22 protein-coding genes and 1 riboswitch are annotated in these 25,221 nt (G+C 62.3%); of the genes, 13 read left to right on the top strand and 9 right to left on the bottom strand.

Going from position 1 to position 25,221, the window contains the following annotated elements:
- The 4 genes from ACQK2M_RS19440 to ACQK2M_RS19425 are packed head-to-tail and all read left to right on the top strand — an operon-like array spanning position 1 to position 2,806.
- Entirely contained in the window at positions 1-927 is a 927-nt protein-coding gene (locus ACQK2M_RS19440; RefSeq protein WP_425419155.1) for a 3-keto-5-aminohexanoate cleavage protein, read from the top strand.
- Position 928: 1 nt separating this feature from the next.
- Positions 929-1,408, top strand: a complete 480-nt coding sequence (locus tag ACQK2M_RS19435) for an N-acetyltransferase family protein (protein WP_425419154.1) — start codon at positions 929-931, stop codon at positions 1,406-1,408.
- Positions 1,408-2,430, top strand: coding sequence for a histone deacetylase family protein (locus tag ACQK2M_RS19430; protein WP_425420093.1), 1,023 nt, complete (start codon positions 1,408-1,410; stop codon positions 2,428-2,430). The genes ACQK2M_RS19435 and ACQK2M_RS19430 overlap by 1 nt, the downstream gene beginning before the upstream one ends.
- A gap of 28 nt (positions 2,431-2,458) precedes the next feature.
- Positions 2,459-2,806, top strand: a complete 348-nt coding sequence (locus ACQK2M_RS19425) for a RidA family protein (protein WP_425419153.1) — start codon at positions 2,459-2,461, stop codon at positions 2,804-2,806.
- A gap of 15 nt (positions 2,807-2,821) precedes the next feature.
- Here the strand turns inward: ACQK2M_RS19425 and kduD are convergent, their stop codons facing one another.
- The 3 genes from kduD to ACQK2M_RS19410 are packed head-to-tail and all read right to left on the bottom strand — an operon-like array spanning position 2,822 to position 5,245.
- Positions 2,822-3,574, bottom strand: a complete 753-nt coding sequence (gene kduD, locus ACQK2M_RS19420) for a 2-dehydro-3-deoxy-D-gluconate 5-dehydrogenase KduD (protein WP_425419152.1) — start codon at positions 3,572-3,574, stop codon at positions 2,822-2,824.
- Positions 3,571-4,407, bottom strand: coding sequence for a 5-dehydro-4-deoxy-D-glucuronate isomerase (gene kduI / locus ACQK2M_RS19415; RefSeq protein ID WP_425419151.1), 837 nt, complete (start codon positions 4,405-4,407; stop codon positions 3,571-3,573). The genes kduD and kduI overlap by 4 nt, the downstream gene beginning before the upstream one ends.
- 40 nt (positions 4,408-4,447) lie before the next feature.
- Positions 4,448-5,245: a GntR family transcriptional regulator gene (locus ACQK2M_RS19410; protein ID WP_425419150.1), complete on the bottom strand. Its 798-nt coding sequence runs from the start codon at positions 5,243-5,245 to the stop codon at positions 4,448-4,450.
- Between the two features lie 209 nt (positions 5,246-5,454).
- Between ACQK2M_RS19410 and ACQK2M_RS19405 the strand changes: the two genes are divergently transcribed.
- Genes ACQK2M_RS19405 through ACQK2M_RS19395 form a run of 3 tightly spaced genes read left to right on the top strand, consistent with a single transcriptional unit; the run spans position 5,455 to position 8,329 of the window.
- A complete protein-coding gene (locus tag ACQK2M_RS19405; protein ID WP_425419149.1) occupies positions 5,455-6,426 on the top strand; it encodes a sialic acid TRAP transporter substrate-binding protein SiaP in 972 nt (323 codons plus the stop codon).
- Between the two features lie 26 nt (positions 6,427-6,452).
- The gene (locus ACQK2M_RS19400; RefSeq protein ID WP_425419148.1) at positions 6,453-7,037 is read left to right on the top strand and encodes a TRAP transporter small permease; all 585 of its coding nucleotides are present in this window, start codon (positions 6,453-6,455) and stop codon (positions 7,035-7,037) included.
- Positions 7,038-7,051: 14 nt separating this feature from the next.
- Complete coding sequence (locus ACQK2M_RS19395; protein ID WP_425419147.1) at positions 7,052-8,329, top strand: TRAP transporter large permease; 1,278 nt, start codon at positions 7,052-7,054, stop codon at positions 8,327-8,329.
- 10 nt (positions 8,330-8,339) lie between these two features.
- Here ACQK2M_RS19395 and ACQK2M_RS19390 read toward each other — a convergent pair whose 3' ends face one another.
- From ACQK2M_RS19390 to ACQK2M_RS19370, 5 genes are read right to left on the bottom strand one after another with little or no spacing between them, the layout of a single operon-like run.
- Positions 8,340-8,801, bottom strand: coding sequence for a hypothetical protein (locus ACQK2M_RS19390; protein ID WP_425419146.1), 462 nt, complete (start codon positions 8,799-8,801; stop codon positions 8,340-8,342).
- A complete protein-coding gene (locus ACQK2M_RS19385; protein WP_425419145.1) occupies positions 8,794-10,059 on the bottom strand; it encodes an agmatinase family protein in 1,266 nt (421 codons plus the stop codon). The genes ACQK2M_RS19390 and ACQK2M_RS19385 overlap by 8 nt, the downstream gene beginning before the upstream one ends.
- Entirely contained in the window at positions 10,052-10,858 is an 807-nt protein-coding gene (locus tag ACQK2M_RS19380; protein WP_425419144.1) for an ABC transporter ATP-binding protein, read from the bottom strand. Before ACQK2M_RS19380 ends, ACQK2M_RS19385 begins: the two co-directional genes overlap by 8 nt.
- On the bottom strand, positions 10,855-11,676 hold the full coding sequence (locus tag ACQK2M_RS19375) for an ABC transporter permease (protein ID WP_425419143.1): 822 nt from the start codon (positions 11,674-11,676) through the stop codon (positions 10,855-10,857). Before ACQK2M_RS19375 ends, ACQK2M_RS19380 begins: the two co-directional genes overlap by 4 nt.
- A gap of 52 nt (positions 11,677-11,728) precedes the next feature.
- On the bottom strand, positions 11,729-12,787 hold the full coding sequence (locus ACQK2M_RS19370; RefSeq protein WP_425419142.1) for a putative urea ABC transporter substrate-binding protein: 1,059 nt from the start codon (positions 12,785-12,787) through the stop codon (positions 11,729-11,731).
- A 95-nt stretch (positions 12,788-12,882) separates the two neighbouring features.
- Positions 12,883-12,986, bottom strand: a riboswitch (guanidine-I (ykkC/yxkD leader).
- Positions 12,987-13,300: 314 nt separating this feature from the next.
- Here ACQK2M_RS19370 and ACQK2M_RS19365 point away from each other — a divergent pair.
- The 5 genes from ACQK2M_RS19365 (at position 13,301) to ACQK2M_RS19345 (ending at position 22,148) form a co-directional block, all read left to right on the top strand.
- On the top strand, positions 13,301-14,497 hold the full coding sequence (locus ACQK2M_RS19365) for an efflux RND transporter periplasmic adaptor subunit (RefSeq protein WP_425419141.1): 1,197 nt from the start codon (positions 13,301-13,303) through the stop codon (positions 14,495-14,497).
- Entirely contained in the window at positions 14,494-17,673 is a 3,180-nt protein-coding gene (locus ACQK2M_RS19360; RefSeq protein ID WP_425419140.1) for an efflux RND transporter permease subunit, read from the top strand. The genes ACQK2M_RS19365 and ACQK2M_RS19360 overlap by 4 nt, the downstream gene beginning before the upstream one ends.
- 163 nt (positions 17,674-17,836) lie before the next feature.
- A complete protein-coding gene (locus ACQK2M_RS19355; protein ID WP_223478350.1) occupies positions 17,837-18,559 on the top strand; it encodes an ABC transporter ATP-binding protein in 723 nt (240 codons plus the stop codon).
- A 4-nt stretch (positions 18,560-18,563) separates the two neighbouring features.
- A complete protein-coding gene (locus ACQK2M_RS19350) occupies positions 18,564-20,924 on the top strand; it encodes an ABC transporter permease (RefSeq protein ID WP_425419139.1) in 2,361 nt (786 codons plus the stop codon).
- Positions 20,925-20,927: 3 nt separating this feature from the next.
- Complete coding sequence (locus ACQK2M_RS19345) at positions 20,928-22,148, top strand: efflux RND transporter periplasmic adaptor subunit (protein WP_425419138.1); 1,221 nt, start codon at positions 20,928-20,930, stop codon at positions 22,146-22,148.
- A gap of 12 nt (positions 22,149-22,160) precedes the next feature.
- Here ACQK2M_RS19345 and ACQK2M_RS19340 read toward each other — a convergent pair whose 3' ends face one another.
- Positions 22,161-23,387: an NAD(P)/FAD-dependent oxidoreductase gene (locus ACQK2M_RS19340; protein WP_425419137.1), complete on the bottom strand. Its 1,227-nt coding sequence runs from the start codon at positions 23,385-23,387 to the stop codon at positions 22,161-22,163.
- Between the two features lie 357 nt (positions 23,388-23,744).
- Between ACQK2M_RS19340 and sthA the strand changes: the two genes are divergently transcribed.
- Entirely contained in the window at positions 23,745-25,151 is a 1,407-nt protein-coding gene (sthA, locus tag ACQK2M_RS19335; RefSeq protein WP_425420092.1) for a Si-specific NAD(P)(+) transhydrogenase, read from the top strand.
- Positions 25,152-25,221: the final 70 nt, after the last annotated feature.

Below are 25,221 nucleotides of genomic sequence, written 5' to 3'. Positions count from 1 at the left end.
ATGTCGAAAATCATCATCACCTGCGCCGTCACCGGCTCGATCCACACCCCGTCCATGTCGCCGCATTTGCCGGTCAGCGCCAACGAGATCGCCGAACAGTCGATCGCGGCGTCGGAAGCGGGCGCTGCGATCCTGCATCTGCATGCGCGCGACCCCGAAAACGGGAAGCCGTCCGCCGCACCCGACCACTTCATGGCCTTCCTGCCGCGCATCAAGCAGGCCAGCGACGCGGTGATGAACATATCCACCGGCGGCAGCGCGACCATGACGTTGGACGAGCGTCTGGAGGCGCCGAAGCGCGCCGAACCCGAAATGTGTTCGCTCAACATGGGCTCGATGAATTTCGCGCTCTATCCTGCGGCCGAGAAGATTTCCGACTGGAAGTACGACTGGGAGAAACCCTTCCTCGAGAACTCCGACGACCTCGTCTTCAAGAACACCCCGCGCGACATCGCGCGCATCCTGACAGAACTCGGCGTCGAGCGCGGCGCGCGCTTCGAGTTCGAGTGCTACGATGTCGGGCACCTGTACATGCTCCGCCATTTCGCGGATCGTGGCCTGATCAAGCCGCCATACTTCATCCAGTTCGTTTTCGGTGTGCTCGGCGGCATTGGTCCCGACCCGGAGAATCTGAGCCACATGAAGCTGATCGCCGACAAGCTGTTCGGTGCGGACTACGCCTTTTCGGTGCTCGCGGCCGGCCGTCACCAGATTCCGCTGACCACCATAGCGGCCGCGATGGGCGGGCATGTGCGCGTCGGACTGGAGGACAGCCTCATGATCGCGCGCGGAAAGCTCGCGACGTCGAACGCAGAACAGGTCGCCAAGATCCGTCGCATCGTGGAGGAACTGGGCCGCGAAGTGGCGACCCCGGCGGACGCGCGCGCGATGCTCGGGCTCAAGGGCGCCGACCGGACGGCGATCTGACATGGACGCCATCACGATAAGGCGGGCGGTCGCCGAAGACATGGAACAGTTGAACGAGGCGCTTAGGCATCTCTCCGGCGAAATCGGAGACGAACACGGCGGGACGGCCGGGCTGCTTCGGAAGGCCGGGTTCGGGGATAACCCGGCCTTCCGGGCATTGCTTGCCGAAGCGGGCGGCCTGGTTGTCGGCGCGGCGCTTTATTCACCCGTCTTTTCCACAGTCATGGCGTCCGCGGGTGTTTATGTTTCCGATTTGTGGGTCGCGGATTCTACGCGCGGGCAGGGGCTCGGCAAGCGCCTCCTGAGCGCCGTTGCCGAGGATGCCCGGACAGTCTGGAATGCGGGTTATCTCAAGCTCGCCGTCTATGACGACAATGACGGCGCGCGGGCGTTCTACGACCGGCTCGGTTTCGCGCCCATGGCGGACGAGACCATCATGCTGCTCGACCAGTCCGGGTTCGAGTCGCTGAAAGGACAATGATGAAAGCGATACTCGACGAACGCCAGCGCCGCCACGATCCGAAGCACTTTATGGCCAATGGCACATTGCTGCCCAATCCCGAACAGCCGAAGCGCATCGATATCCTGAAGGCGGCGGCGGAACAGGCGGGCTGCTCTTTCGAAGCGCCGACCGATGAGGGCATGGGACCGATTGCGGCCTTGCACACGGCCGAATACATCGTCTTTCTGCAGAACATCTACCGCCGCTGGCAATATATCGAAGGGGCCGGCGCGGAAGTGGTCCCGAACATCCACCCGGCCAACAGAACCGATTCCTATCCCAAATCGGCGATCGGTCAGGCCGGATACCACCAGGTCGACACGTCCTGCCCGATTGCGGAAAACACGTTCGAATCAGCCTACTGGTCGGCGCAGACCGCGATCCGCGGCGCGGATCATATCGCCTGGGGTGAGCGTTCGGCCTATGCGCTGAGCCGTCCGCCCGGTCATCACGCCTATGCCGATCTCGCGGGCGGGTTCTGCTTCTTCAACAATGCCGGCATCGCCGCCGAAAGGCTGCGAAAAGCCGGAAAGCTTCCGGCGATCCTCGATATCGACGTACATCACGGCAACGGCACGCAGGGGATATTCTATCGCAGGGCCGATGTTCTCACCCTGTCGATCCATGCCGATCCGGCACGCTTCTATCCGTTCTTCTGGGGCCACGCGCATGAGCGCGGCGAGGGCGACGGCATTGGGTGCAACCTGAACCTTCCGCTCGACCGTGGCACCGGCGACGACGCCTATTTGAAAACACTCGATATCGCCTTTGAACGAATCGCGGCTTTCGGGACCGACGCCCTCGTCGTCGCCTTGGGTCTCGATGCGCATATCGACGACCCGTTCAAAGGACTGGCAGTCACGACCCCGGGCTTCGCGCGTATCGGCGCGGCGATCGCCGGGCTTGGCCTGCCGACGCTTTTCGTGCAGGAGGGCGGTTATGTTTCCGACGCACTCGGAGACAATCTCACCCATGTCCTGCAGGGTTTCTCGGAAGCCTGATCGGACAAACCACCACGACGAGGACAATATGAGCGACATTACCCGTATCGATTCCGGCACGCGCATGAGCCAGGCCGTTATTCACAATGGCACGGTCTATCTGGCGGGCCAGGTCGGCAACCCGGGCGACAGCGTCACCGACCAGACAAAGAGCATTCTTTCGAAAATCGAAGCTCAGCTTTCTCAGGCAGGATCCGACAAGACCAAAATCCTGCAGGCGGTCATCTGGCTCGCCGACATGTCGGATTTCGCGGAAATGAATGCCGTATGGGATGCCTGGGTCGAGCCGGGTCATGCCCCTGCACGTGCCTGTGGCGAAGCCAAGCTGGCGACGCCCGAATACACTGTCGAGATTATCGTCGTCGCCGCGCAGTAAGCGGTTTTCCGGGGGCTAGCGCGCCAGCCAGCCCCCGTCGACCGGCAGTAAAATACCGTGGACATAGCGTGCCGCGTCCGAGGCCAGATAGACCACGGCGCCTGCGATGTCTTCGGGCTCGGCCCAATGGCCCGCGGGAATCCGGTCGAGAATCGCCTGATAGCGGACGGGATCGTTGCGCAACGCCTCGGTGTTGTTGGTGACGACATAGCCGGGTGCGACCGCGTTGACATTGATGCCGAGCGAAGCCCATTCGCAGGCGAGCAGCCGTGTCATTCCAGCCAGGCCGCTCTTCGCTGCCGTGTAGGAGGCGATGCGGATGCCGCCCTGGAACGACATGAGCGAGGCGATGTTGACGATCCTTCCGCCGCCGCGTTCCTTCATGTGCCGCGCGGCCGCCTGGGACAGGAAGAAGGCGGATTTCAGGTTCGTGTCCATCACCGCGTCCCAGTCGTCCTCGGTGAAATCGAGCGCGGCATTGCGGCGGATGATGCCGGCATTGTTGACGAGAATGTCGATCCCGCCGGACCATGCGATGGCCTCTTCGATGACCGGAGCGAGGTTCGCCGTCACCGAAAGATCCGCCCGGATCGCGTGAAAGCGCTCGGGGGCGTCGATCTTGGCCGTCGTCTCGTCCATGGCGGAGCGCCCGACCGCGACGATCTTCGCACCGGCCCCGGCAAGTGCGACCGCGATCGCTTGACCGATCCCGGTATTCGCGCCGGTCACGACGGCCGTCCGGCCCTCCAGGCTGAATTGGTCGATCATCGCAGCGTCTCCATCGCAACCATGTCCATGTCCGTGAACTCCTGGTTGTCGCCCGCCATCGACCAGATGAACCCGTAATTCGATGTTCCGGCCCCGCAATGGACGGACCAGCCGGGCGAGATGATCGCCTGTTCGTTGGCGATGACGAGGTGACGCGTTTCGTCGGGTTCGCCCATGAAATGAAAGACGCGCGCGTCAGGGGCCATGTCGAAATAGAGATAGGCCTCGGACCGCCGGTCATGCGTGTGGCACGGCATCGTGTTCCAGACGCTGCCGTCGGCAATCATTGTCATGCCCATCAGCAACTGACACGAAGCGCAGATATCGGGATGGATATATTGCCGCAACGTGCGCCGGTTCGCATCGCTGTCGCTGCCGATGTCGAGACGGTTGGCGTCGGATTGCGCAATGATGCGGATCTCATGGCTGTGATGCGCCGGTGTCGATACGAAGTAGAACCGGGCCGGATCGTCGGCGTTCGCGCTGGAAAACGCGATCGCTTCGACGCCCATCGGTACATAGAGGCAATCCCCGACGGGAAGGGGATACTCCCTCCCGTCGAGGATCACGGCGCCCCCGCCGCCAATGCTGAAAATGCCCATTTCGCGCCGCGCGAGAAATGTCGGCGTGACGAGTTCCGCCGGAGCGTCGAGCGTCAACGTATCCGCGCCGGGAACGGCGCCGCCCAGTATCGTGCGATCGACATGCGAATAGGTCATGCGGATCGCACCTGGCGAAAACAGGTCGGTGACAAGAAAATTTTCACGCAGCGCGGTCGTGTCGAACGAACGCGCTTCCGCGGGACTGATAGCTTGTCGGATCGAAATGGTCATGGGTTCACACAGCCCTCCCTTGCCGCGTGTGGTCCGCCGGTCAATTCGCGAGCAATTCGCTGTCGAGGGCGGGGTCGAAAAGGAAATAATTCGGCCACAGGTCGCGGAAGACCGCGATGTCGAGCTGCAGCTTGTTGAGATGATAGGCCATGCAGTTCACGGCCTCGTCCGGCTCGCGCCGTTTCATGGCATCCAGAATGGCCTCGTGCTCGCCGACCACCTTGAGCATGCGGCCCGGCTGCGGCAGCGTCAGGCGACGATAGCGCTCGATCTGGATGCGGATCTGCTGGATCAGGTCCCATATGCCGGCGAGCCGGCCGGCGGCGGCGATGGCGGCGTGGAAGTCGTCGTCGGCCTTGTGGAACGCTTCTTCCTCGCCGGCCTCGGCCCGCTCGCGCTGGCGCTGGATGATCGCGCCCAGTTCCATGAACTGGCTTTCGCTTGCCTTGAGCGTCGCTTCGCGAACCGTAACCGCTTCCAGCGCGTGCCGCGCCACGATCGCTTCGCGCACCATCGACAGCGGAATGCGGGCGACGAAGGTCCCCGATTTCGGAATGACGTCGATCAGCCGGTCCTCGGCAAGCCGCAGCACCGCTTCGCGCACGGGCGTACGGCTGATGCCGTAGCGCTGCGTGATCTCTTTCTCGTGGATCGCAGTGCCGGGAACGAGCTTCATTGAAATGATGTCGCGCCGCAGGTCCTGATAGACGATGTCGGAATTCTTCGCCGGGATGGCCGAAACGTGATGGCCGTTCGCGTTCGGTGGCGCATTGGGCGAGCGCGGCTTGCGCTGCCGCGCCGTCTCCTCGCCGGTCATGGTCTGAGTTCCGTCCTTCATGCCGTCTCGTCTGCGAATCGCACCCTTTTTCCGTTCCATTGTTAGTCCCGCCCTGCGCCTTTCCCAATGGACTTGGCATTCACCGGGGACGCAGCCACTTGCGGCTCATCTTTTTCTAGTATATTAGATATATCTTGTATACCAGAAAATTCGAACATGTCGATGGAGGAAGGGCATTTTCGCCCGATCGACACGCAAGGGAGGAAGCGATGTTTCGAAAGATGATCACACTGACGGCCGTTGCCGCCACGGTGGCGCTGAGCGCCACGTCCGCCGCATTCGCGGTGGAGCTCAAATGGGCGCATGTCTACGAAGTCGGCTCCGACTATCATCAGGTTGCCGAATGGGCGGCGGAGGAGGTCGCCAAGCGCACGGACGGGCGCGTCGAAATCAAGGTGTTCCCGGCCTCATCGCTGGGCAAGGAGGTAGAGATCAACGAAGGCCTCGGCATCGGTGCCGTGGACATCATCTATACCGGGCCGAGTTTCGTCGAGCGCTACTACGGACCGATCGCCATCTCGGATTATCCGTTCATCATGCGCGGCTTCGATCACTGGAAGTCGTATCGCGGAAGCGATCTCTTCAAGGATCTTTCGGCCGGCTACAAGGATGCGACCGGCCACACCGTGATGGGGCTCGTTTACTACGGCCAGCGCCACGTGACCTCGAATTTCCCGATCCTCAAGCCGGATGACATGAAGGGTCTGAAGATCCGCGTGCCGAACTCGCCGGTCATGCTGATGTTCCCGAACGCGGTCGGCGCCAATCCGACGCCGATGGCCTTCTCGGAAGTTTACCTTGCCCTTCAGCAGGGCGTGGTCGACGCGCAGGAAAACCCGCTGCCGACCATCAAGTTCAAGAAGTTCTACGAGGTCCAGTCGAACATCAATCTGACCGGCCACCTCCTGAACTCGCTGCTGATCATCGCGTCGGACAGCGCCATGGGCAAGATGGGCGACGATTCCGACGCGGTTCGCGAAGTGCTGGAAGAGGCCGCTGCAAAGGTGTCCGACAGCATCTACCAGGCTGAGACCGATCTCATTTCCTGGTTCCGCGACCAAGGCACGCAGGTCAATGAAATCGACCGCAAGCCCTTCCAGGACGCGGTGTTGCCCAAGCTGACCGACTGGGACAAGGTGCCTTACGACAAGGAGCAGTTCGACCGGCTCCAGGCGCTTTGACAAACCGCGATTGCGGATAGACAGACATGAGCACTTTGCCTGTCGACAAGACCGAAAAGGAGCGCGCAGATCCTGCGCGCTCCGTTTTCACGGCCACGGAGGATTCCGGGCCGATCGACATCAAGCTGGTCGATGTGCCCGGGCTCCTCGCGCTCTGGTGCCTCGCGGTCATCGTCTTTCTCCAGTTCTTCACCCGCTACGTGCTCAACGACAGCCTGGCCTGGACGGAGGAGATCGCGCGATACGTTCTGATCCTGGTCGCGTTTTTCGGTGCCGTCACGGTGACGCGCAGGGGGACGCATATCTTCCTGGAGTTCTTCTACCGCTACGTTCCGGCGCTCGCCGGCAAGTGGCTGGCAGTGGCGATGGAACTGCTGTCATGCATCTTCTACGGCTACATGTCCTGGATCGCCGTTGAACTGGCGCTGAAGACGAAAACGAAAATGGCGTCGGCCGAAATTCCCAAAAGCCTGCTCTATTGGGGCGTCGCCGCGGGTCTTGCGGTCATGGCGTTCTTTTCATTCGTGTGGCTGGTCCGGAAAATCCGCCAGCAGCCTGAAACCGTGCTGCGCGATATCGCCGAGCACGCCCTTTCCGACATTCAAGACTAGGTAGTGGCGCGGCCATGGAACTGACCCTGATGTTCGTCATCCTTTTCGCGCTGCTTATCGCCGGCGCGCCGGTGGCTGTCGCGCTTGGCCTGTCGTCGCTCTATTTCATCGCGACCTCGGGGATGCCGAGCCTCGTGGTCCTGCACAACATGGTCAATGGCATCAATTCATTCCCGCTGATCGCGGTGCCGTTCTTCATCATGGCCGGGCACTTGATGAACACGGCGGGCATCACGACGAAGATCTTCACCTTCGCGCGGGCCACGGTCGGCTGGATGCATGGCGGTCTCGGTCACGTGAATGTCGGCGCGAGTGTCATTTTCGCAGGCATGTCGGGCGCGGCCGTGGCGGACGCCGGAGGTCTCGGCAATATCGAGATCAAGGCGATGCGGGAAGCCGGCTACGACACGGATTTCTCGGTCGGCATCACGGCCGCGTCGTCGACGATCGGGCCGATCATTCCGCCGTCCCTGCCGCTGGTCGTCTATGGTGTCATTGCGGACACGTCGATTGGCCAGCTTTTCGCCGCCGGCCTGATACCCGGAATGATCATGGCGCTGGCGCTGATGGTCATGGTCGGTTTCTACTCGCGCATCCGGAACTATCCGCGTGACGACCGGTTCGAGTTCCGGGTTTTCCTGAGAACATTCGTTGATGCTCTGATGCCGCTCTTCACGCCGATCATCATCGTTGGCGGAATTCTGACTGGCATGTTCACGCCAACCGAGGCGGCCATCGCTGCCGTTGCCTATTCGCTTTTTCTCGGCGTGTTCGTCTACCGGACACTCGACATCAAACGGATTCTGCGCGTGTCGATGGAAACCATCGAGACGACGGCGTCGATCATGATGATCGTCGCAGCTTCCGCGATCTTCGCCTGGATTCTGACCGCCAACCAGGTCGCCCAGCTCTTCGCCAACGAGTTGCTGGGCCTGACGGAGAACCCGACGATGATCCTGCTGATCATCATGGCGATCGTGCTCTTCGTCGGCTGCTTCATGGAGACGATTGCGGCGATCACGATCCTGACGCCGGTGCTGCTGCCGGTGGCGATGCAGATCGGCATCGATCCGGTGCATTTCGGGATCATCCTCATTCTGAACCTGATGATCGGCCTTCTGACGCCGCCCGTCGGCATGGTGCTTTACGTGCTTTCGAAGGTCGCCGATGTCCCGTTCGAGCGCTGCGTCGTCGCGACCGCGCCGTTCCTCGTGCCTTTGGGCGCGGTGCTGCTTCTGCTCTCCTTCGTACCCGGCCTGTCGATGTGGCTGCCGGTCTATCTCTATCGATAGACCGGGCGGCTTATTTCTCGGCGCGGGCCGCGAGGATTTCCGAAAGGTCGATGTCGTCGCGCTCGGTCAGTGAGACATAGGTGAAGGTCATCGTCTCGCGTTCGGACACCATCTTTCCGGGGTAGGGGAGGTAGACGAGCTCGCGCGAACCGAAGGCAGGTGAGGCGGTGCCCAACTGCCAGCGGGATTCGATCCGGGCCTCGATCAGGTGCATCGCGAGACCGTCGGAACCCTGAAGCTTGAACGGTACGCCGGCGACACGCAGAAATGACGTCTTGTCGTCGGCTTTGCGGTAGCCGTCGAGGAACGCTGTCGCAAGCACACGCAGTTCCTCCGCGCGTTCTTTCGCGGCATCGCCATGCACATGGGAATGCAGGTGTTCTCCGTGATCATGCGCATGATTGTGGCCCGGACCGTGGTGATGGTGGTGTCCGTGATCGTGGTGGTGGGGATGGTCGTGGTCGTCATGCATTGTTCGTCCCCCAACCCTGGCCATCGACATCCGGACCGGCCGGGATTTGCACCGGCTTGTCGATGATGGATTTGTGGGCGCCCATCTTGCCGTGGCTGACGAGCGTGCCGAGAACGTCGACAATCACGCGGGTCGCCAGCAGCGCGGTGATGTCCGAGGTGTCGTAGGGAGGCGAGACCTCGACGACCTCCAGCCCGCAAATGCCTTCCGCGGCGACCAGCGAGACCAGTTCCAGCGCTTCGCGCGGCAGGAACCCGCCGGGCTCCGGCCAGCCGGTGCCGGGTACGAAGCCGCAGTCCACGCTGTCGATATCGAACGAGATGTAAACGGCGTCGGCGTCCTTCCATGCGAGTTCGAGCGCGCGGGCGGCGGTTTCGGCGAGGCCCATCTCCTCGATGTCGCGCATGGTGAAGATGTTCGTGTTGCGCTTGCGCGCCTCCTGCACGCCTTCGCGCGGCACCTGCCAGCCGCCGATGCCGACCTGGACGAGGTTCACGGCCGGCACGTTTGCGAGGTCCGTTGCGTGGAACCAGGGCGTCGTGTGCATTCGCTCGTCGAGATCCTTTTCCTGGATGTCGATGTGCCGGTCGAAATGCACGATGCCGATGCGTTTGGAGGTGCATTGCGCGATGCCGCGCACGCAGGGAAAGCCGATGGAATGGTCGCCGCCGATCATGATCGGCAGTGCGCCCGATGAGGCGACATGCGAAACGGCCCGCGTGATCTGATCGAAGGTCTTCTCGATATTGGCGGGGATGGTGAAGACGTCGCCGACGTCGCAGAGCGTCATCTGCTCGCGCAGGTCGATACCCATCTCGTAATTGTAGGGCGTGTAGAGCGCGGAGATCTTGCGCACGCCCTGCGGGCCGAAACGGGTTCCCGGCCTGTATGTCGTGCCGCCGTCGAACGGAATGCCGATGATCGCGGCATCATAGGCGCCGACCTTGGTGACGTCCTCGATATAGGGCGCCTTCAGGAAGGTGTTGATGCCTGCATAATGGGGCAGTTCCCCGCGCGAGAAGGTCGGGATCGACTTGTCTTCGAGCGAATCCGAGCCGGTCAGCCCCATGCGCAACGCCCACTGGCGCTCCTTCTGCCATGCCGCCGAGGGGAGTTCCCCTTCCTTCTCCGCCGCTTTCCAGCCGCGCATGTTGAGCTTGTCGAAATCCGGATGGTGCAGCCTCTGCTGTTCATCGCGAAGCGTCAGGCCGGCCTTGCGGCCGGCGCGCGCCGGTTTGGACGGGAACATGTCACGCATTGGGAGCGTCTCCTCTTGTAGTGTTTTTGAGAGCGAATAGCGCCTTGGCATCGGGGATGGTCTGCGCGCCGGGCCGGCCGAGCGGCAGGTCGTAGGTGATCGTCGCGCCCCAGCGGTCGGGTGCGTCGGGATCGTGGCGGATCTTGTCGAAGACGAGAACGCGAGTGCCGAGCTTGAAGGCTTCGTGGATATCGTGCGTGACCATGAAAATGGTCATGGATAGCTCGCGCCAGAGCTCGATCAGCAGTTCCTGCATGTCGGCCCGGATGCCGGGATCGAGCGCGCCGAACGGCTCGTCGAGGAGCAGGATCTTCGGCTTCTTCAAAAGGGCCTGGGCGATGGCGAGGCGTTGCTGCATGCCCCCCGACAACTGCGCCGGATATCGGTCGCGCGCCGGAGAAAGTCCGATACGGTCGAGCGTTTCCGCGATCTCTTCGCGTGCCTTTGTCCGCGCTGCGCCGCGCAGCTTGCCCGAAAACGGCGCGGCGTCGAATTCCGACGAAAGGATCAGGTTTTCCTCGACGGTCAGGTGCGGGAACACGGAGTAGCGCTGAAAGACGATGCCGCGATCGGGCGTCGGTTCCGTGGGCAGCGGTTCGCCGTCGATCAGGATCCGCCCGCGCGACGGGGTTTCCTGGGACAGGAGCATGCGCAGGAAGGTCGACTTGCCGCAGCCCGACGCGCCGACGATCGTGCAAAGGCTGCCCGCCGCGATGTCGAGGTCGAGGCGTTCGAGCACGACGGTGCCGGCATAGATCTTCGCGACGTTCTGGACGGAGACTTTCGGCTGAGCGCTCACAGGCTTTCTCCCTGCATGTGATGCCACGGGAACGCCTTGCGCGAGGCGAGCAGGAGAAGCCGGTCGAGGATAAAGGCGAGCAGCGTGATCCAGATGACGTAAGGCAGGATCACGTCCATCGCGAGGTAGCGCCGGACGAGGAAGATTCGATAGCCGAGGCCGGAGGTGGATGCGATGGCCTCAGCCGAGATCAGGAATATCCAGGCCGGCACGAGGCCGAGCCGGATCGCGGTGATCAGTTTCGGCAGGATTTGCGGCAGCACGACGCGCATCATCATCTGCCAGACGGATGCGCCGAGCGTTTCCGCCTTGATGATCAGTTCGCGCGGAAGTTCCATCACCGCTTGCGCGACCGAGCGGATCATCACCGGCGCGGTGCCGACGACGATCAGCATGACTTTCGAGAGTTCGCCGAGGCCGAAGATGATGAACAGGATCGGCAGGACCGTGATCGGCGGGATCAGCGAGAACGTTGCGACGAAAGGCGCCATCGATGCCCGGACATGCGGAATGAAACCGATCAGGATGCCAAGCGACAGGGCGAGAAGGATCGAGATGCCCATGCCGGCGGCGAGACGTTCGAGGCTGTCGAGCGTGTCCATCCACAACAGCAGGTCGCCGGAGCGCCGATCCGGCGTGAACGCCATGCGGCCGAAGGCTGACGCCATGTCGGGCAGCGAGGGCAGCAGCTTGTCGGCGGGATTGTCCAGCCGCCGGTAATGGCTGGCCACGGCATATGCGATGATGACGGCCACGAACGGCGCGGCGCCGAGCGCGAAGGCGGTGATCCGCGAGGGTTTCCGGTTGATCAGGCGCATGGAGATCCCGAGCAGATGGCCCGGCGCGCTTGGCGCCGGGCGCGGGTTGAGCTCACAGGGCGCCGTCGGCGGCCATCGTCATGTAGGTCGTGTCGAACCGAAGCTTCACATTCGCCTCGTCGCCATAGACGGAGCCGTCGGGGAACGAGACCCCTACGAATTCCGGGCTTGGCGCACCTTCGCCAAGGATGCCCTTGTCGAAGAGGAATTCGGCGACGAACTGCATCGTCTTCGGCAGATCGCCGGACTCGGTAAACGCGACGGCATCGGCCGGAGCGTAGAACATCTCGGTGGAATCGAGCTGCGACTTGTAACCTTCGAGGTCGGTCCCCGAGGCTTCGGCCATCGCGGTCAGCGCTTCCTCGTCGCCGGAGGCCATCATCTCCATGACTTCGTACCAGGCGCCCGCCAGCGCTTTGCCGAAGGCCGGGTTGTCCGCCAGCGTCTCGGTATTGACCATCATGATGTCGATGATCTCACCGGGAATGCCGGCCGAGTCGAACACCTTGTTGGCATTGGACTGTGTCAGGATTTCCGAGACCAAGGGATTCCACGTCACGACGGCGGTGACGTCGTCGGTCGCGTAAGCCGCGATCATGTCCGCGTCGGACGTGTTGACCACCGTGACGTCGCGTTCCGAAAGATCGACAGACTCCAGGGCGCGGGCCAGGAGGTAGTGCGAGACCGAGAGCTCGACGAGGTTGACGCTCTGGCCCTCGATTTCGGCGAGCTCGCTCTTGTCCTTCAGGATGATGGCGTCGTTGCCGTTGGAATAGTCACCGACGATCAGTGCCGTCGTATCGACGCCGCCGGCCGGGATCGACAGGGCATCCATATTGGTCATCGAGCAGCCGTCATATTCGCCGGCCGTGTACTGGTTGATCGACTCGACATAGTCGTTGATCTGAACGATCTCGACATCGATGCCGTATTTCTCGGCCCATTTGTCCATGATGCCGGAGTCTTCGAGATAGCCCCATGGCATCCAGCCGACATAGATCGACCAGCACACCTTGAAGTCCGTTTTTTCCTCCGCAGCCGCGTGGCTGATTGAAAGGGGCAATGCCAGCGTTGCCGCCAGCCCGAGGGTGGTGATGAGTTTTGTGATCATGCTCCTGCCTCTCAAGTTTCGTGCGGTCGGGCCGCATTCATGGGAGGTTCGAGCGCACATCCGGGAGAGGTCTGCGCGCGCAAACCTGTGCAGTTGTCTCCCGGGATTTTGCCCCGCCGTGTCACCGCCTTGCATTCGGCGGCTTGCACCTCTTGGACCAGACATTCGCAATCGAACCGGAACCCTAGGCGCCTCTGCACGACTTGAGGGAAAGCAAGGTCTGTGCCAGAGCCGTTTCGCCGCGAATTCGTCGCGATACCGCAAGGGAAATCGCCCGAATCCCGGATTTCTGGCTATTTTTTGTGCGCCGGGTGCCTTTTCCTTGGTGTCTCGTCGGGTCGGCGAGCGTTCCAAAGGTGACCGGTTGAGCATCCGAGACACGCCATCATTACAATTCCTTAATGTTTGATTTTCCGGGTGCCAGATATCGAAGCTCCGCTATATTCATTCGCAATATCCCGGATCGAGAACAGCCGAACCGGGCGGCTGACGGATGTCGGGATCGCGGCGCAAATGAAGATTTGGAAGCAAATTGTCTGGTCGCTCGTGCTAGCGGGAGGCGCATTCCTTGGCTGGGCGTGGTTCTACCCCGGCGCAGGAGACACGCTGGCCCGATACGGTATTGACTGGTTCTCGGTCTCATCGACAGGGCAGCAGGCAGGCGATGCCCGCTCAGGCGGTGGCGCGCCGCGTCGCGGCGGTTTTTCCCGCGAAGCGCTCGTGGTCGTCGCGCCGGTGGGGCAGGGCGTCGTCAACGACCGCCTGACCGCGATTGGTACCGGACAGGCTGTGCGCACTGTCTCCATACGCCCGCTGGTTGCCGGCCAGATCGCCGAAATTCCCGTGACATCGGGAGCGAGGGTCGATGCGGGTGACGTGATTATCCGGCTCGATTCCGCGGAGGAGGAACTGTCCGTCGAACGGGCGAGGCTGGCGGCCATGGATGCCGAACAGAAAGCGACGCGGCTTGGAAGCCTTGCCGAGCAGCGCGCCATCAGTTCCGTCGAAGCCGATGCTGCCCGCACTGAACTGCAGACCGCGCGGGTCGCGTTGAAAGAAGCCGAACTCGCGTTGAGCCGCCGCACCGTGACGGCCCCCATATCCGGTTCGCTTGGGATTCTGTCGGTGAATGTGGGCGACTATATCACCAATCAAACCGATATCACCACCATCGACGACCGTAGCGAGATCCTCGTCGAATTTCATGTTCCGGAGCGTTTCGCGGCCGCGATGACCGTCCGCAAACCGATTGAGGCGACTGCGATCGCACGGCCCGGCGAGACTTTCGAAGGGTCCGTTACCGCGGTCGATAACCGTGTCGATGAGAGCAGCCGCACGCTGCGGGTCCGTGCCCTCGTTCCCAATCAGAGCGATCATCTGCGCGCGGGCATGTCGTTCGAGGTCGAAATCCAGTTCCAGGGCGAGACCTATCCGACGATCGATCCGCTCGCGGTCCAGTGGGATTCCACGGGCCCATATGTCTGGCGCGTGGTCGACGGCAAGGCCGAGCGCGTGGAAGTGGCGATCATTCAGCGCAATGCCGACCGGGTCCTTGTCGAGGCCGAAATCGCGGAAGGCGACGAAGTGATCACCGAGGGCGTGCAAAGCGTGCGACAGGGCGCCGCCGTTCGGATCGCCGGCGCTGAGCCGAATGCCGAGCAGCAGGGTGGTGGCGGCGAGAGGCCCGGTTCCGGAGGTGCGGGCTCATGACCGACACGGTGAGTGAACCGGAGCAATCATCGGAAGACCGGCCGGGCCTGACAATCGAAAAACTCGCTTCTGGCGGCACGGCGATCTTTATTCGCCGCCCGGTTCTCGCATTGGTGATCAACATGCTGATCGTCGTCGCCGGCCTTGCCGGGCTTTACGGCGGCGAGGTGCGCGAATTGCCCGATGTCGATCGCCCGGTCATTTCGGTGCGGACGGACTACAGCGGTGCGTCGCCGGAAACCATCGACAGGGAACTGACCGCCGTCATCGAGGGCGCCGTGGCGCGCGTTTCCGGCGTATCGTCCATTTCCTCGGACTCATCCTTCGGACGCAGCCGTGTCACGATCGAGTTCTCCGATGACACCGACCTGTCGACTGCCGCCTCCGATATACGCGACTCCATAGGCCGTATCACGAACCGCCTTCCGGATGGCGCGGATGAGCCGCAGATCGTCAAGGCGGATGCCGATGCGAGCGCAGTGATGCGGCTTGCCGTAACCTCTTCCACCATGTCGGTGCAGGACATGACGGTCCTCGTCGAGGACGAGGTGGTGGACCGGCTGGCTGCCGTTCCGGGCGTCGCCGACGTGCAGGTCTATGGCGGGCGCGACAAGGTGTTCCGTATCGACGTCGACCAGTCCCGGCTCGCTGCTCTCGGATTGACTGTCGCCAATCTGCGCAATGCGCTGGCCAGCGTGTCCTACGACGTGCCCGCCGGCTCATTGACCGCAAACACGCAGGACATTGTGGTCCGCGCGACCGCGGATGTGACGTCGGTCGAGGATTTCGAGAATCTCTACATAAACGATCGGGTTCAGTTCAAGGATGTCGCCTCCGTCACCCTTGGAGCAGATCCCGGCGATTCCTCTCTGCGCGCCAATGGCCAGACCGGCATCGGCATGGGCATTGTCCGTCAGGCGAAATCGAACACGCTGGAGATTTCCAACGGCGTTCGTGCGGCGGCGCGGGACCTGCAGGGAATTCTGCCCGAAGGCGTCGACATTCGCGTGACAAGTGACGACGCAACCTTCATTCGCGGATCCATTGACGAGGTGCGTCGAACGCTGCTGCTCGCCATCGGGATCGTCGTCGCCGTCATATTCCTCTTCCTGCTCGACTGGCGCGCGACGCTGATCCCCACGGTGACGCTTCCGATCGCCCTCATCGGCACGTTTGCGGCGATCTACCTCGCCGGATTCTCGATCAATATCCTGACCCTCCTCGCCCTTGTTCTCGCGACAGGTATGGTCGTGGATGACGCGATCGTCGTACTCGAGAACATCGTGCGCAAACGCAATGAAGGGCTTGGGCCGCGCGCCGCCGCTATCGTCGGCGTGCGCGAGGTGTTCTTCGCCGTCGTGACGACGACGGCGACGCTCGCCGCGGTTTTCATCCCGATTTCCTTCCTGCCCGGTCAGGCAGGTGGCCTGTTCCGCGAATTCGGCTTCGTGCTGGCCTTCGCCGTCATGCTGTCGAGTGTCGTGGCGCTGACCTTGAGTCCGATGCTGGCATCGCGCCTGATCCGGCGGCGCGACGACACCAAGGTCCACGGCGCAACCCCGTTGCATCGCTTTGGCGGCGCGATGGTGTCGTTCTATCAATGGCTCTTGCACAAGGCGCTCGATGCACCGCTGGTCATCGTCGTCGTCGCCGTGATTGTTTCCGGCGTGGCGTTGGCGCTGGCGCGTTCGATTCCCCAGGAACTGACACCGCCGGAAGACCGTTCGGTCGCTCTCATGCGGGTCAGCGCGCCACAGGGTGTCAGCCTCGAATACACGCGTGAGAAGATGCGCGAGATCGAGAGACTCGTCATGCCGATGCGTGAAAGTGGCGAGGTGGAGAACATCTTTTCCATTGCCGGGCTCGGTGCGAGCACGAATTCCGGCTTCATGGTCTTGTCGCTGGCGCCCTGGGAGGAACGCAGCCGAAGCCAGGCCGATATCGTCGCGGATATGAACCGGCTGACCTCGCAGGTTCCCGGCGTGCGCGCATTCGCCATCCAGCCCAACAGTCTCGGCATTCGCGGGGCCGGCAACGGCCTGCAGTTCGCCTTTGTCGGAAACAGCTATGCGGATCTCGGCGAAGCCGCGGAGGCGATGGTGCGCCAGATGGAGGACGATCCACGCTTCCAGCAGGTGCGGCTTTCCTACGAGACGACGCAGCCGCAGCTGTCGGTGCGTATCAACCGGGACCGTGCGTCCGATCTGGGCATCGATATTGATGGCCTCGCGGAGGCGATACAGGCGCTTCTGGACGGCCGGGAAGTGGCGCAGGTCTTCATCAATGACCGGTCGTTCCCGGTCAAACTGATTTCGACCACGACGCCGATCAACGACCCGACCGACCTGGAGGCGATCTATCTGAAGACCGGCGACGGCCGTATCGTGCCCATGTCGGTCATCGCCGACCTGCAGGAAAAGGCGGTTGCGCCGAGCCTCAATCGTGAGCAGCAACTGCGCTCCGTTTCGATGCGGACGAACATGGCCGAGGGTTTCTCGCTGGGCGAAGCCTATCGCGAAGTGGTTCGCATGGCCGAACCGCTCCTGCCGCCGGGCGCGCGTGTCGTCCCGCTGGCCGAAGCCGCGACGCTGGACCAGTCGTCGCGTGACATGGCGTTTACTTTCGGTATCGCGATCGTGGTGGTGCTTCTGGTGCTGGCGGCGCAGTTCGAGAGTTTCGTCTCTGCGCTGATCATCATGGCAACCGTGCCGCTGGGGCTCGCTTGCGCGATTTTCGCCATGGCGATCACGGGTACGAGTCTCAATGTCTACAGCCAGATTGGCCTCGTTCTGCTGGTTGGCGTCATGGCCAAGAACGGTATCCTGATCGTCGAATTCGCCAACCAGTTGCGCAATCGGGGCCGATCCGTTCGCGAGGCGATCGAACAGGCCGCGAATATCCGCCTTCGTCCGGTGATGATGACGATGATCTCCACCGTGCTCGGAGCGGTTCCGCTGATCTTCTCCTTCGGCGCGGGGGCAGAGGCGCGCACCGCGCTTGGCTGGGTGATCGTCGGCGGGCTTGGCCTTGCGACGCTTGCAACCCTGTTCCTGACGCCGGTCGCCTATCTTCTCCTTGCGAGACTGTCCGAGCCGAGTGCCGTTGGCGAGGAGAAGCTGCAGCGCGAATTGCAGGAAATGGCCGAGCGCGACGACGCCCACGTCGGCGTTCAATAGGGGACAGGTGCATTCCGACACTCGGTTGAACGAGGCGGACACCGCCATCCGTGTCGTTCCCTGGGTCCGCCACCGCTGCGGATTTCAATTGCGCCGCCTCTTGAGCGCGATCAACGCATGCGTCTATTGATCGGGCATAGTGCGGTTTCACAGGCGGTTCGACATGGAAGAAAAGCGAAAGGCCGAAATCGTATTCCGCACCGATGACGTGACCAAGGTCTACGACACGGGCGAGGTGAAGGTGTATGCGCTTGCCGGCGTCGATCTGGAATTATTCTCGGGCGAACTGACGGTCCTGCTCGGCCCGTCGGGAAGCGGCAAGTCGACGCTTCTGAACATCCTCGGTGGACTGGACCATGCCACGAGCGGCGATGTCTGGTTCCGCGATCTGGAGCTTTCGAAACTCAACGACCGCGAACTGACGCGGTACCGGCGGGACAATGTCGGTTTCGTCTTTCAGTTCTACAATCTCGTCCCGAGCCTTTCGGCGCGAGAGAACGTCGCTCTCGTCACCGATATTGCTCCCGATCCGATGCGCCCGGAAGACGCGCTTTCCCTCGTCGGGCTAGGTCATCGCCTCGATCATTTTCCGGCGGAGATGTCGGGCGGCGAACAGCAACGGGTGGCAATCGCCCGCGCCATCGCCAAGCGGCCCGATGTGCTTCTATGCGACGAGCCGACTGGAGCGCTCGATTCCAAAACCGGCATCACGGTCCTGCAGGCGTTGAAGGACATCAACGATCAGTTCGGAACCACGACGGCGGTGATCACGCACAATGCCTCGATCCGCAAGATGGCGCATCGCGTCATCCGTTTCCAGGACGGCAGGATCGGCGAGGTCGAGGTAAACGACACGCGCATCGACCCGAAAGACATCCAGTGGTGAGGCGATGAGGGCGCTCGACAAGAAATTGCTGCGCGATTTCCGCCGTCTATGGGCGCAGGGCCTGTCGATTGCGCTTGTGCTGGCCTGCGGCGTCGCCATCGTATTGATCTCATACGGCATGTACGGCGCACTCGAAAACACGCGGTCGGCCTATTACGAGCGCAACCGCTTTGCCGATGTCTTCGCATCCGCCACGCGGGCGCCGCGCAATCTGAAGGACGAGATCGCCGGGATCGAGGGGGTCTGGGCGGTCGAACTGCGCACGGTCAAGGATGCGGTGCTGGACCTTCCGAACCGGGTCAAGACCGCGACCGGGCGCATCATCTCGCTGCCGGCCAATGGCGCGGTCCTGAACGTGCCTCTGGTTCGATCCGGCCGTCCGCCCGATCCGGATGCTTCCGATGAAATCATGGTCAACGAGCCCTTCGCGCTCGAAAACGACTATCAGCTCGGCGACGTCATCCAGGCTAATCTGAACGGCCGCAAGCGTCCGCTCACGATCGTCGGCACGGCATTGTCGCCCGAATATATCTATACGATCGGACCGGGCTCCCTAATGCCCGACAACGAGAATTTTGGTATCCTCTGGATGGCCGAAAACGCTGCGGCCTCCGCTTTCGACATGTCCGGCGCGTTCAACGATGTCAGTCTGAAACTGACACGCAGCGCCGATGCCGACGAGGTGATCGACCGTCTCGATGACATTCTGCGACCATATGGCGGCACGGGCGCATACGGGCGCGACCAGCAAATGTCCGATGCCTTCATCGATTCCGAACTGCTCGGACTGGAGACCATGGCACGCATCCTGCCGCCGGTTTTCTTCGGAATTGCGGCGTTTCTCGTCAACATGGTGATCGGCCGCATCGTGGCGCTGGAGCGTAGCCAGATCGGGCTTATGAAAGCGCTCGGCTACACCAATTTCACGATTGCCATGCACTACATCATGCTGTCCGCGCTGATCGCCGTCATCGGCGTCCTGATCGGCTGGGGGCTCGGCACATGGGCGGCGCGGGGCATGGCGCTGATGTATGCCGAGTTCTTCACCTTCCCCTATCTGATCTTCAGCGTCTCCAAATTCACCTATGTGCTTTCCGGTGTCCTGGGCCTACTGTCGGCGGCTCTCGGCGCGGTATTCAATGCGATGAAGGCGGCGCGGCTGGCGCCTGCGGTCGCGATGTCACCGCCAGCTCCGCCGAATTTCCGGCGTGGGCTGTTCGACCGGTTGTTTGCCTCGATGCGGCTGTCGCAACCGACCATGATGATCCTTCGCGGCATCATGCGCTGGCCGCTGCGTGCATCCCTGACGTCTCTGGGCATGGCGCTCGGTGTCGCGGTTCTCGTCGCCTCGAGCTTCTTCGACGACTCCATGGAAGAGATCCTCGACGTCGCGTTCTTCCAGTCCAATCGCCAGGACGCGATCCTGCTTCTCTCCGGCGATCAGCCGCTTTCGGTTCTCGAAGATATCGAGCGACTGCCCGGTATTCTGCGGGCGGAAGGCCAGTACAGCCTGCCGGTGCGCCTGACGAACGGTCACCTGGAAAAGCGGGTGTCGATCGAGGCGAGCTGGCCGAATGCCGATCTGAGCCGCGTCATCGATCGCGACGGCAAGGTGATCGAAGCGCCGGCTGAAGGTATTCTTCTGACAAAGCGCCTTGCCGGCCAGCTCGATGTCAGACCGGGTGAATGGATCGATGTCGAATTCCTGACCGGTCGCCGTGAAGAACACCACCTCGTGGTGAGTGGTATCGTCACGCAATATTTCGGCATGGGGGCCTATATGGATGCGGAATACGCGGCGCGGCTTTTTCGACAGTCGCCGCGCATCTCGGCCGCCAATGTGCTTGTCGACGAAAATCGTATCGACGAACTGCATCAGGAGTTGAAGGATACGCCCAATCTGGCTGGTCTGATCATGCTCACGGATACGCGCCAGACCTTCCGCGACACGATCAAGGAAAACATCGTGATCCAGTCGGTCATCTACATCGCGATCGCGGCCATGATCACCATCGGCGTCACCTACAACAGCGCGCGCATCCAGTTGTCGGAACGCGCCCGCGAGTTGGCCAGTCTTCGCATTCTCGGCTTCACCAATGCGGAGGTCTCATACATCCTGATGGGCGAGACATTGTTGCTCGCGATCGTTGCCCAGCCGCTTGGATGGGCGGTCGGTGCGCTGCTCGCCTGGGGAATGAGTTTCGCATTCGCAAGCGACCTCTACACGATTCCGGTCGTTCTGAAGAACCACACCTTTGGCTTTGCGAGCGTGGTCGCGCTCGTGGCTGCCGTCGGCTCCGTCCTCGTTGTCCGCAGGCGCCTCGACACGCTCGACCTGGTCTCCGTCATGAAAACGCGGGAGTAATTCATGCCGTTCAAACCTCGCACGATCATCGGCACTTTGGTCGGCCTCGCGGCTGTCGCCGGACTGCTCTACGTCGCTTTTCGGGACGACCCGGTTCCCGTCGATCTTGTCGCGGCAAACCGCGATGTGATGCGCGTGACCGTCGATGCAGACGGCAAGACGCGGATCAAGGACATTTTCGAAGTGTCGGCCCCGATCGCCGGCACGGCGCAGCGCTCGCCGGTCTCCGTCGGCGAGGATGTTGTCGAAGGCGTGACCGTTGTCGCGATCGTTCAACCGTCCGAGACCGGATTTCTGGACACTCGCACCCGCGTTCAGGCCGAAGCCGCTGTACGTGAAGCGGAGGCCGCGTTGCAGTCTGCCGAGACATCCGTGCGACAGGCCGAAGAGGAACTGAACTACGTGATAACGCAGTATACGCGTATCCAGACGCTGGTCGATCGCGGCGTCGCCTCGCTGACCCAGCTGGAGGATGCCGCGCAGACGAAGAGCGTTCGGGAGGCGGCGCTCGACTCCGCCAAGGCCAATCGCGCGGCCGCCGAGAGCGCGCTCGAACGCGCGAAGGCGGCGCTCATCGAACCCGGTCCGCCGCAAAACGGTGAAGCGGACGAGAATTGCTGCGTGCAGATCATGGCGCCGTCCGACGGCGTCGTTCTCGACATCGTGAATGTCAGCGAACGTCCCGTTCAGGCGGGTGCGCAACTCCTCTCGATCGGGCAGCGCGACAATCTGGAAATCGTCGCCGACATCCTGTCATCCGAAGCGGTTCGCATCGAAGAAGGCGCGCCCGCGCTCGTCGAGCGCTGGGGCGGCGACGAAACCTTGCGGGCCCGTGTACGCGAGATCGATCCGGCGGCAACGACCAAGGTCTCCGCACTTGGCATCGAGGAGCAGCGCGTCGACGTGACACTCGATTTCGAGAACGGCGATGTCGCCGGCAAGGGTCTCGGCAATGGCTACGCCGTCTTCGTGCGCATCATTGTCTGGGAGGGCGAGAATGTCCTGCAGGTGCCGATATCCGCGCTTTTCCGCAATGATGGCGGCTGGGCATTGTTCGCCTATGAGAACGGCATCGCGCGGCGGGTTCCCGTCGAAGTTGGCCGTCGCAGCGGCCTGATGGCGGAAATCCTGTCCGGTGTGGACGAGGGCGCCCGCGTCATCACGCATCCGAGCGACAGGGTCGAGGACGGCGTCGAAGTCGTCGATCGGGCGACGCTGAACTGACCGAAACGGCCGCTATCCCTGGAGAGCTTTCATGGCGGCGCGAAGGTCGAACGCGTCGTCGGCGATCTGCTCCGGCGATATCAATGCTCCGCCTTCCAGCAGCTTGCGGCTCATGGCGTAGGTCGCGGCATCGTTAAGGCAGTCGACAGCGATGAATTGGCCCTGCCTGAAATAAAAGTGCGATACCGCGCCTTCGCGCTTGCCCGGTCGAACCACGACCGCGTCATATCCCCGGTTGAGGCCGGCGATCTGGAGCTTCATGTCGTACTGATCGGACCAGAACCATGGCGTGGGCGCGTAAACAGTGTCGATACCCGCAATGTTGGCGGCCACGACGGCGGCCTGATCATGGGCGTTCTGCACCGATTCCAGCCGTGTCGGCATATTGTCGAATGGCAGGACTGTGCAGTCTCCCGCAGCCAGGATTTCGGGATCGGATGTCCGCCCGTGATCATCGACGACAACGCCGACGGCCGTTTCCAGCCCCGCCGCTTCGGCGAGCTGGACATTTGGTGCGATACCGATCCCGACAATTGCGAGATCGAGCGGCAGTTCCTCTCCATTGGCGAGCTTGACCGCCGAAGCGATGCCGCCTGCTTCGACCAGCCGTTCGATCTGTGTGTTCTCGAGAATCGTCACGCCGTGAGACTGGTGCAGCGCATGGAATGCGTCCGCCGTCTCCCGGCAGGCGACCCGGCGCAAGATCCGTTCGGCGGCCTCGACGACAGTGACGTCGAGCCCTTTCTTGGCGGCTTCGGCGGCCGCTTCCAATCCGATATAGCCGCCGCCGATAACGACCAGCTTCTGGCCGGGCTTCATGTCGGTCATGAGCCCGTTGGCATCGTCAAGCGAGCGCATGACGCGGACATTCGGCAAATCCCCGCCGATCTCGGCGGGAAGTCGGCGTGCCTCCGCGCCAGTCGCGAGAACAAGCGCATCATAGGAGAGGCCGTCGCCGGAATCGAGGTGAACATGGTGGCCGACGCGGTCGATCGCCGTCGCCGCGACACCGAGTTTGAGCGCGATATTGTTTTCCTCGTACCAACTGGCGGGACGCAGTCTCAACCGGTCGAGGCTCATCTCGCCGGACATGTAGGCCTTCGACAGCGGCGGGCGCTGATAGGGCAGTTCATTCTCGCCGCAGACGAGCGTGATTTCCATGTTCGCGTCGTGCTGGCGTAATGCGGCAGCCGCCGCGACGCCCGCGTGGCTTCCCCCGATGATGACGGTATGTGACATGCAACTCCCCGGCTGAGACGAATACGGACTCGCTTTCGATTTCTTCTTAGCAAGATGTGCGTCGGAGTTGCGACCCTAAACACCAAGCGAAGTTTCGCCCCCGTCGGGCACTCCTTGTCATCCGCCGGTTGGATCGGAATGCGAGGTTTTCACGCGGACCATGAAGCCGATTGGCTAACCGATTCAGGATGCGGCACTTTTCGCGGACCGTCGTCCGTCGTCGTTTCCGGGCCGGCTCAGGAGGGCGAGGATGCCGAATATGAGACAGGGGCTGGATTTTGCCCCGGCTTCTGACCGATAGTGTGTATCGGGAGGAGGCCCACGTACCGAGGGGAAAGTCACGTGGACCACTACGATATGATCGTCATCGGCAGCGGCCCGGCAGGCCGTCGTGCCGCAATTCAGGCCGCAAAGCTGGGCAAGGACGTGCTGGTCGTCGAGCGCGGCGGACGTGTCGGCGGCGTGTCCGTTCACACCGGCACGATACCGTCGAAGACGCTGCGCGAAACCGCGCTCAATCTTTCCGGCTGGCGCGAGCGGGGCTTTTACGGCCGATCCTATCGCGTCAAGCAGGACATCAACGCTGACGACCTTCGTCGACGCTTGCACCTGACGCTCTCTCACGAGGTTGAGGTGCTCGAACACCAGTTCGCCCGCAACCAGGTCTCGACACTGCGCGGTGCGGCGAAGTTTACCGATCCGCACACGATCGAAGTCGAGGGCGAGGAGGGCGAGACCTTCACCATGTCGGCGGATCGTTTCCTGATCGCCGTCGGCACCATCCCGTTTCGCCCCGACTACATCCCCTTCGACAATGGCGTTTCGGTTTTCGACTCCGACGAAATCCTCGAACTCCCGGACCTTCCGCGTTCGATCGCCGTCATTGGTGCCGGTGTGATTGGCGTGGAATACGCGACGATCTTCTCCGCCCTCGATGTCCATGTCACGCTGATCGAGCCGCGCGATTCCATGCTCGATTTCATCGATAACGAGTTGATGGAGGACTTCACCTATCAGCTGCGCGACCGCGGCATGGCCTTGCGTTTCGGCAAGAAGGTCGAGAGCGTGACGCGCAATGAAAGGGGCTGCGAGGTAACGCTCGAGGGTGGCCGCAAGGTGCGCTCGGAAATGCTGCTTTTCGCCGCTGGACGCATAGGCGCGACCGGTTCGCTCGGTCTGGACGCCTGTGGGCTTGAGGTCGATCATCGCGGCCGTCTGAAGGTCGATCCCGAGACACTGCAGACCTCCGCGCCGCATATCTATGCGGCTGGCGACGTCATAGGCTTTCCGAGCCTCGCCTCGACATCGATGGAACAGGGACGGATCGCGGCCTGCCATGCCCTCGGCGTGCCGGCACATGAGCCGCCGGAGTTCTTTCCCTATGGCATTTATGCCGTGCCGGAGATCTCGACCGTCGGCATGACGGAGGAAGAGGTCAACGAGCGGGGCATACCCTATGAATCGGGCATCGCCCGTTTCCGCGAAACGTCACGCGGCCACATCATGGGCCTCGATCGCGGCATGTTGAAGATGCTGTTTTCCCTGAAAACCCGCCGCCTGCTCGGCTGCCATATCGTCGGGGAGGGCGCGACGGAACTGATCCATATCGGCCAGGCCGTGCTCAACCTGAAAGGTACGCTCGACTATTTCGTCGAAAACACCTTCAACTATCCGACGCTTGCCGAAGCCTACAAGATCGCGGCGCTGGATGCCTGGAACCGCATGGGCGCGGGCGTGCCGGTGGCGCAGGTCAAGGATGGATGACCGTCTAAGCTTGACTTGCTCACACAGAGTGCCATATTCAAGAGCATATAAAGCTGTAAATTGGTATGGC

Origin of the sequence: Oricola indica, from assembly GCF_965227485.1 — a bacterium.
Taxonomy (GTDB): Bacteria; Pseudomonadota; Alphaproteobacteria; order Rhizobiales; family Rhizobiaceae; genus Oricola; species Oricola indica.
The sequence above is the reverse complement of the archived record's forward strand: the minus strand, read 5'-3'. Positions and strand labels throughout refer to the sequence as shown.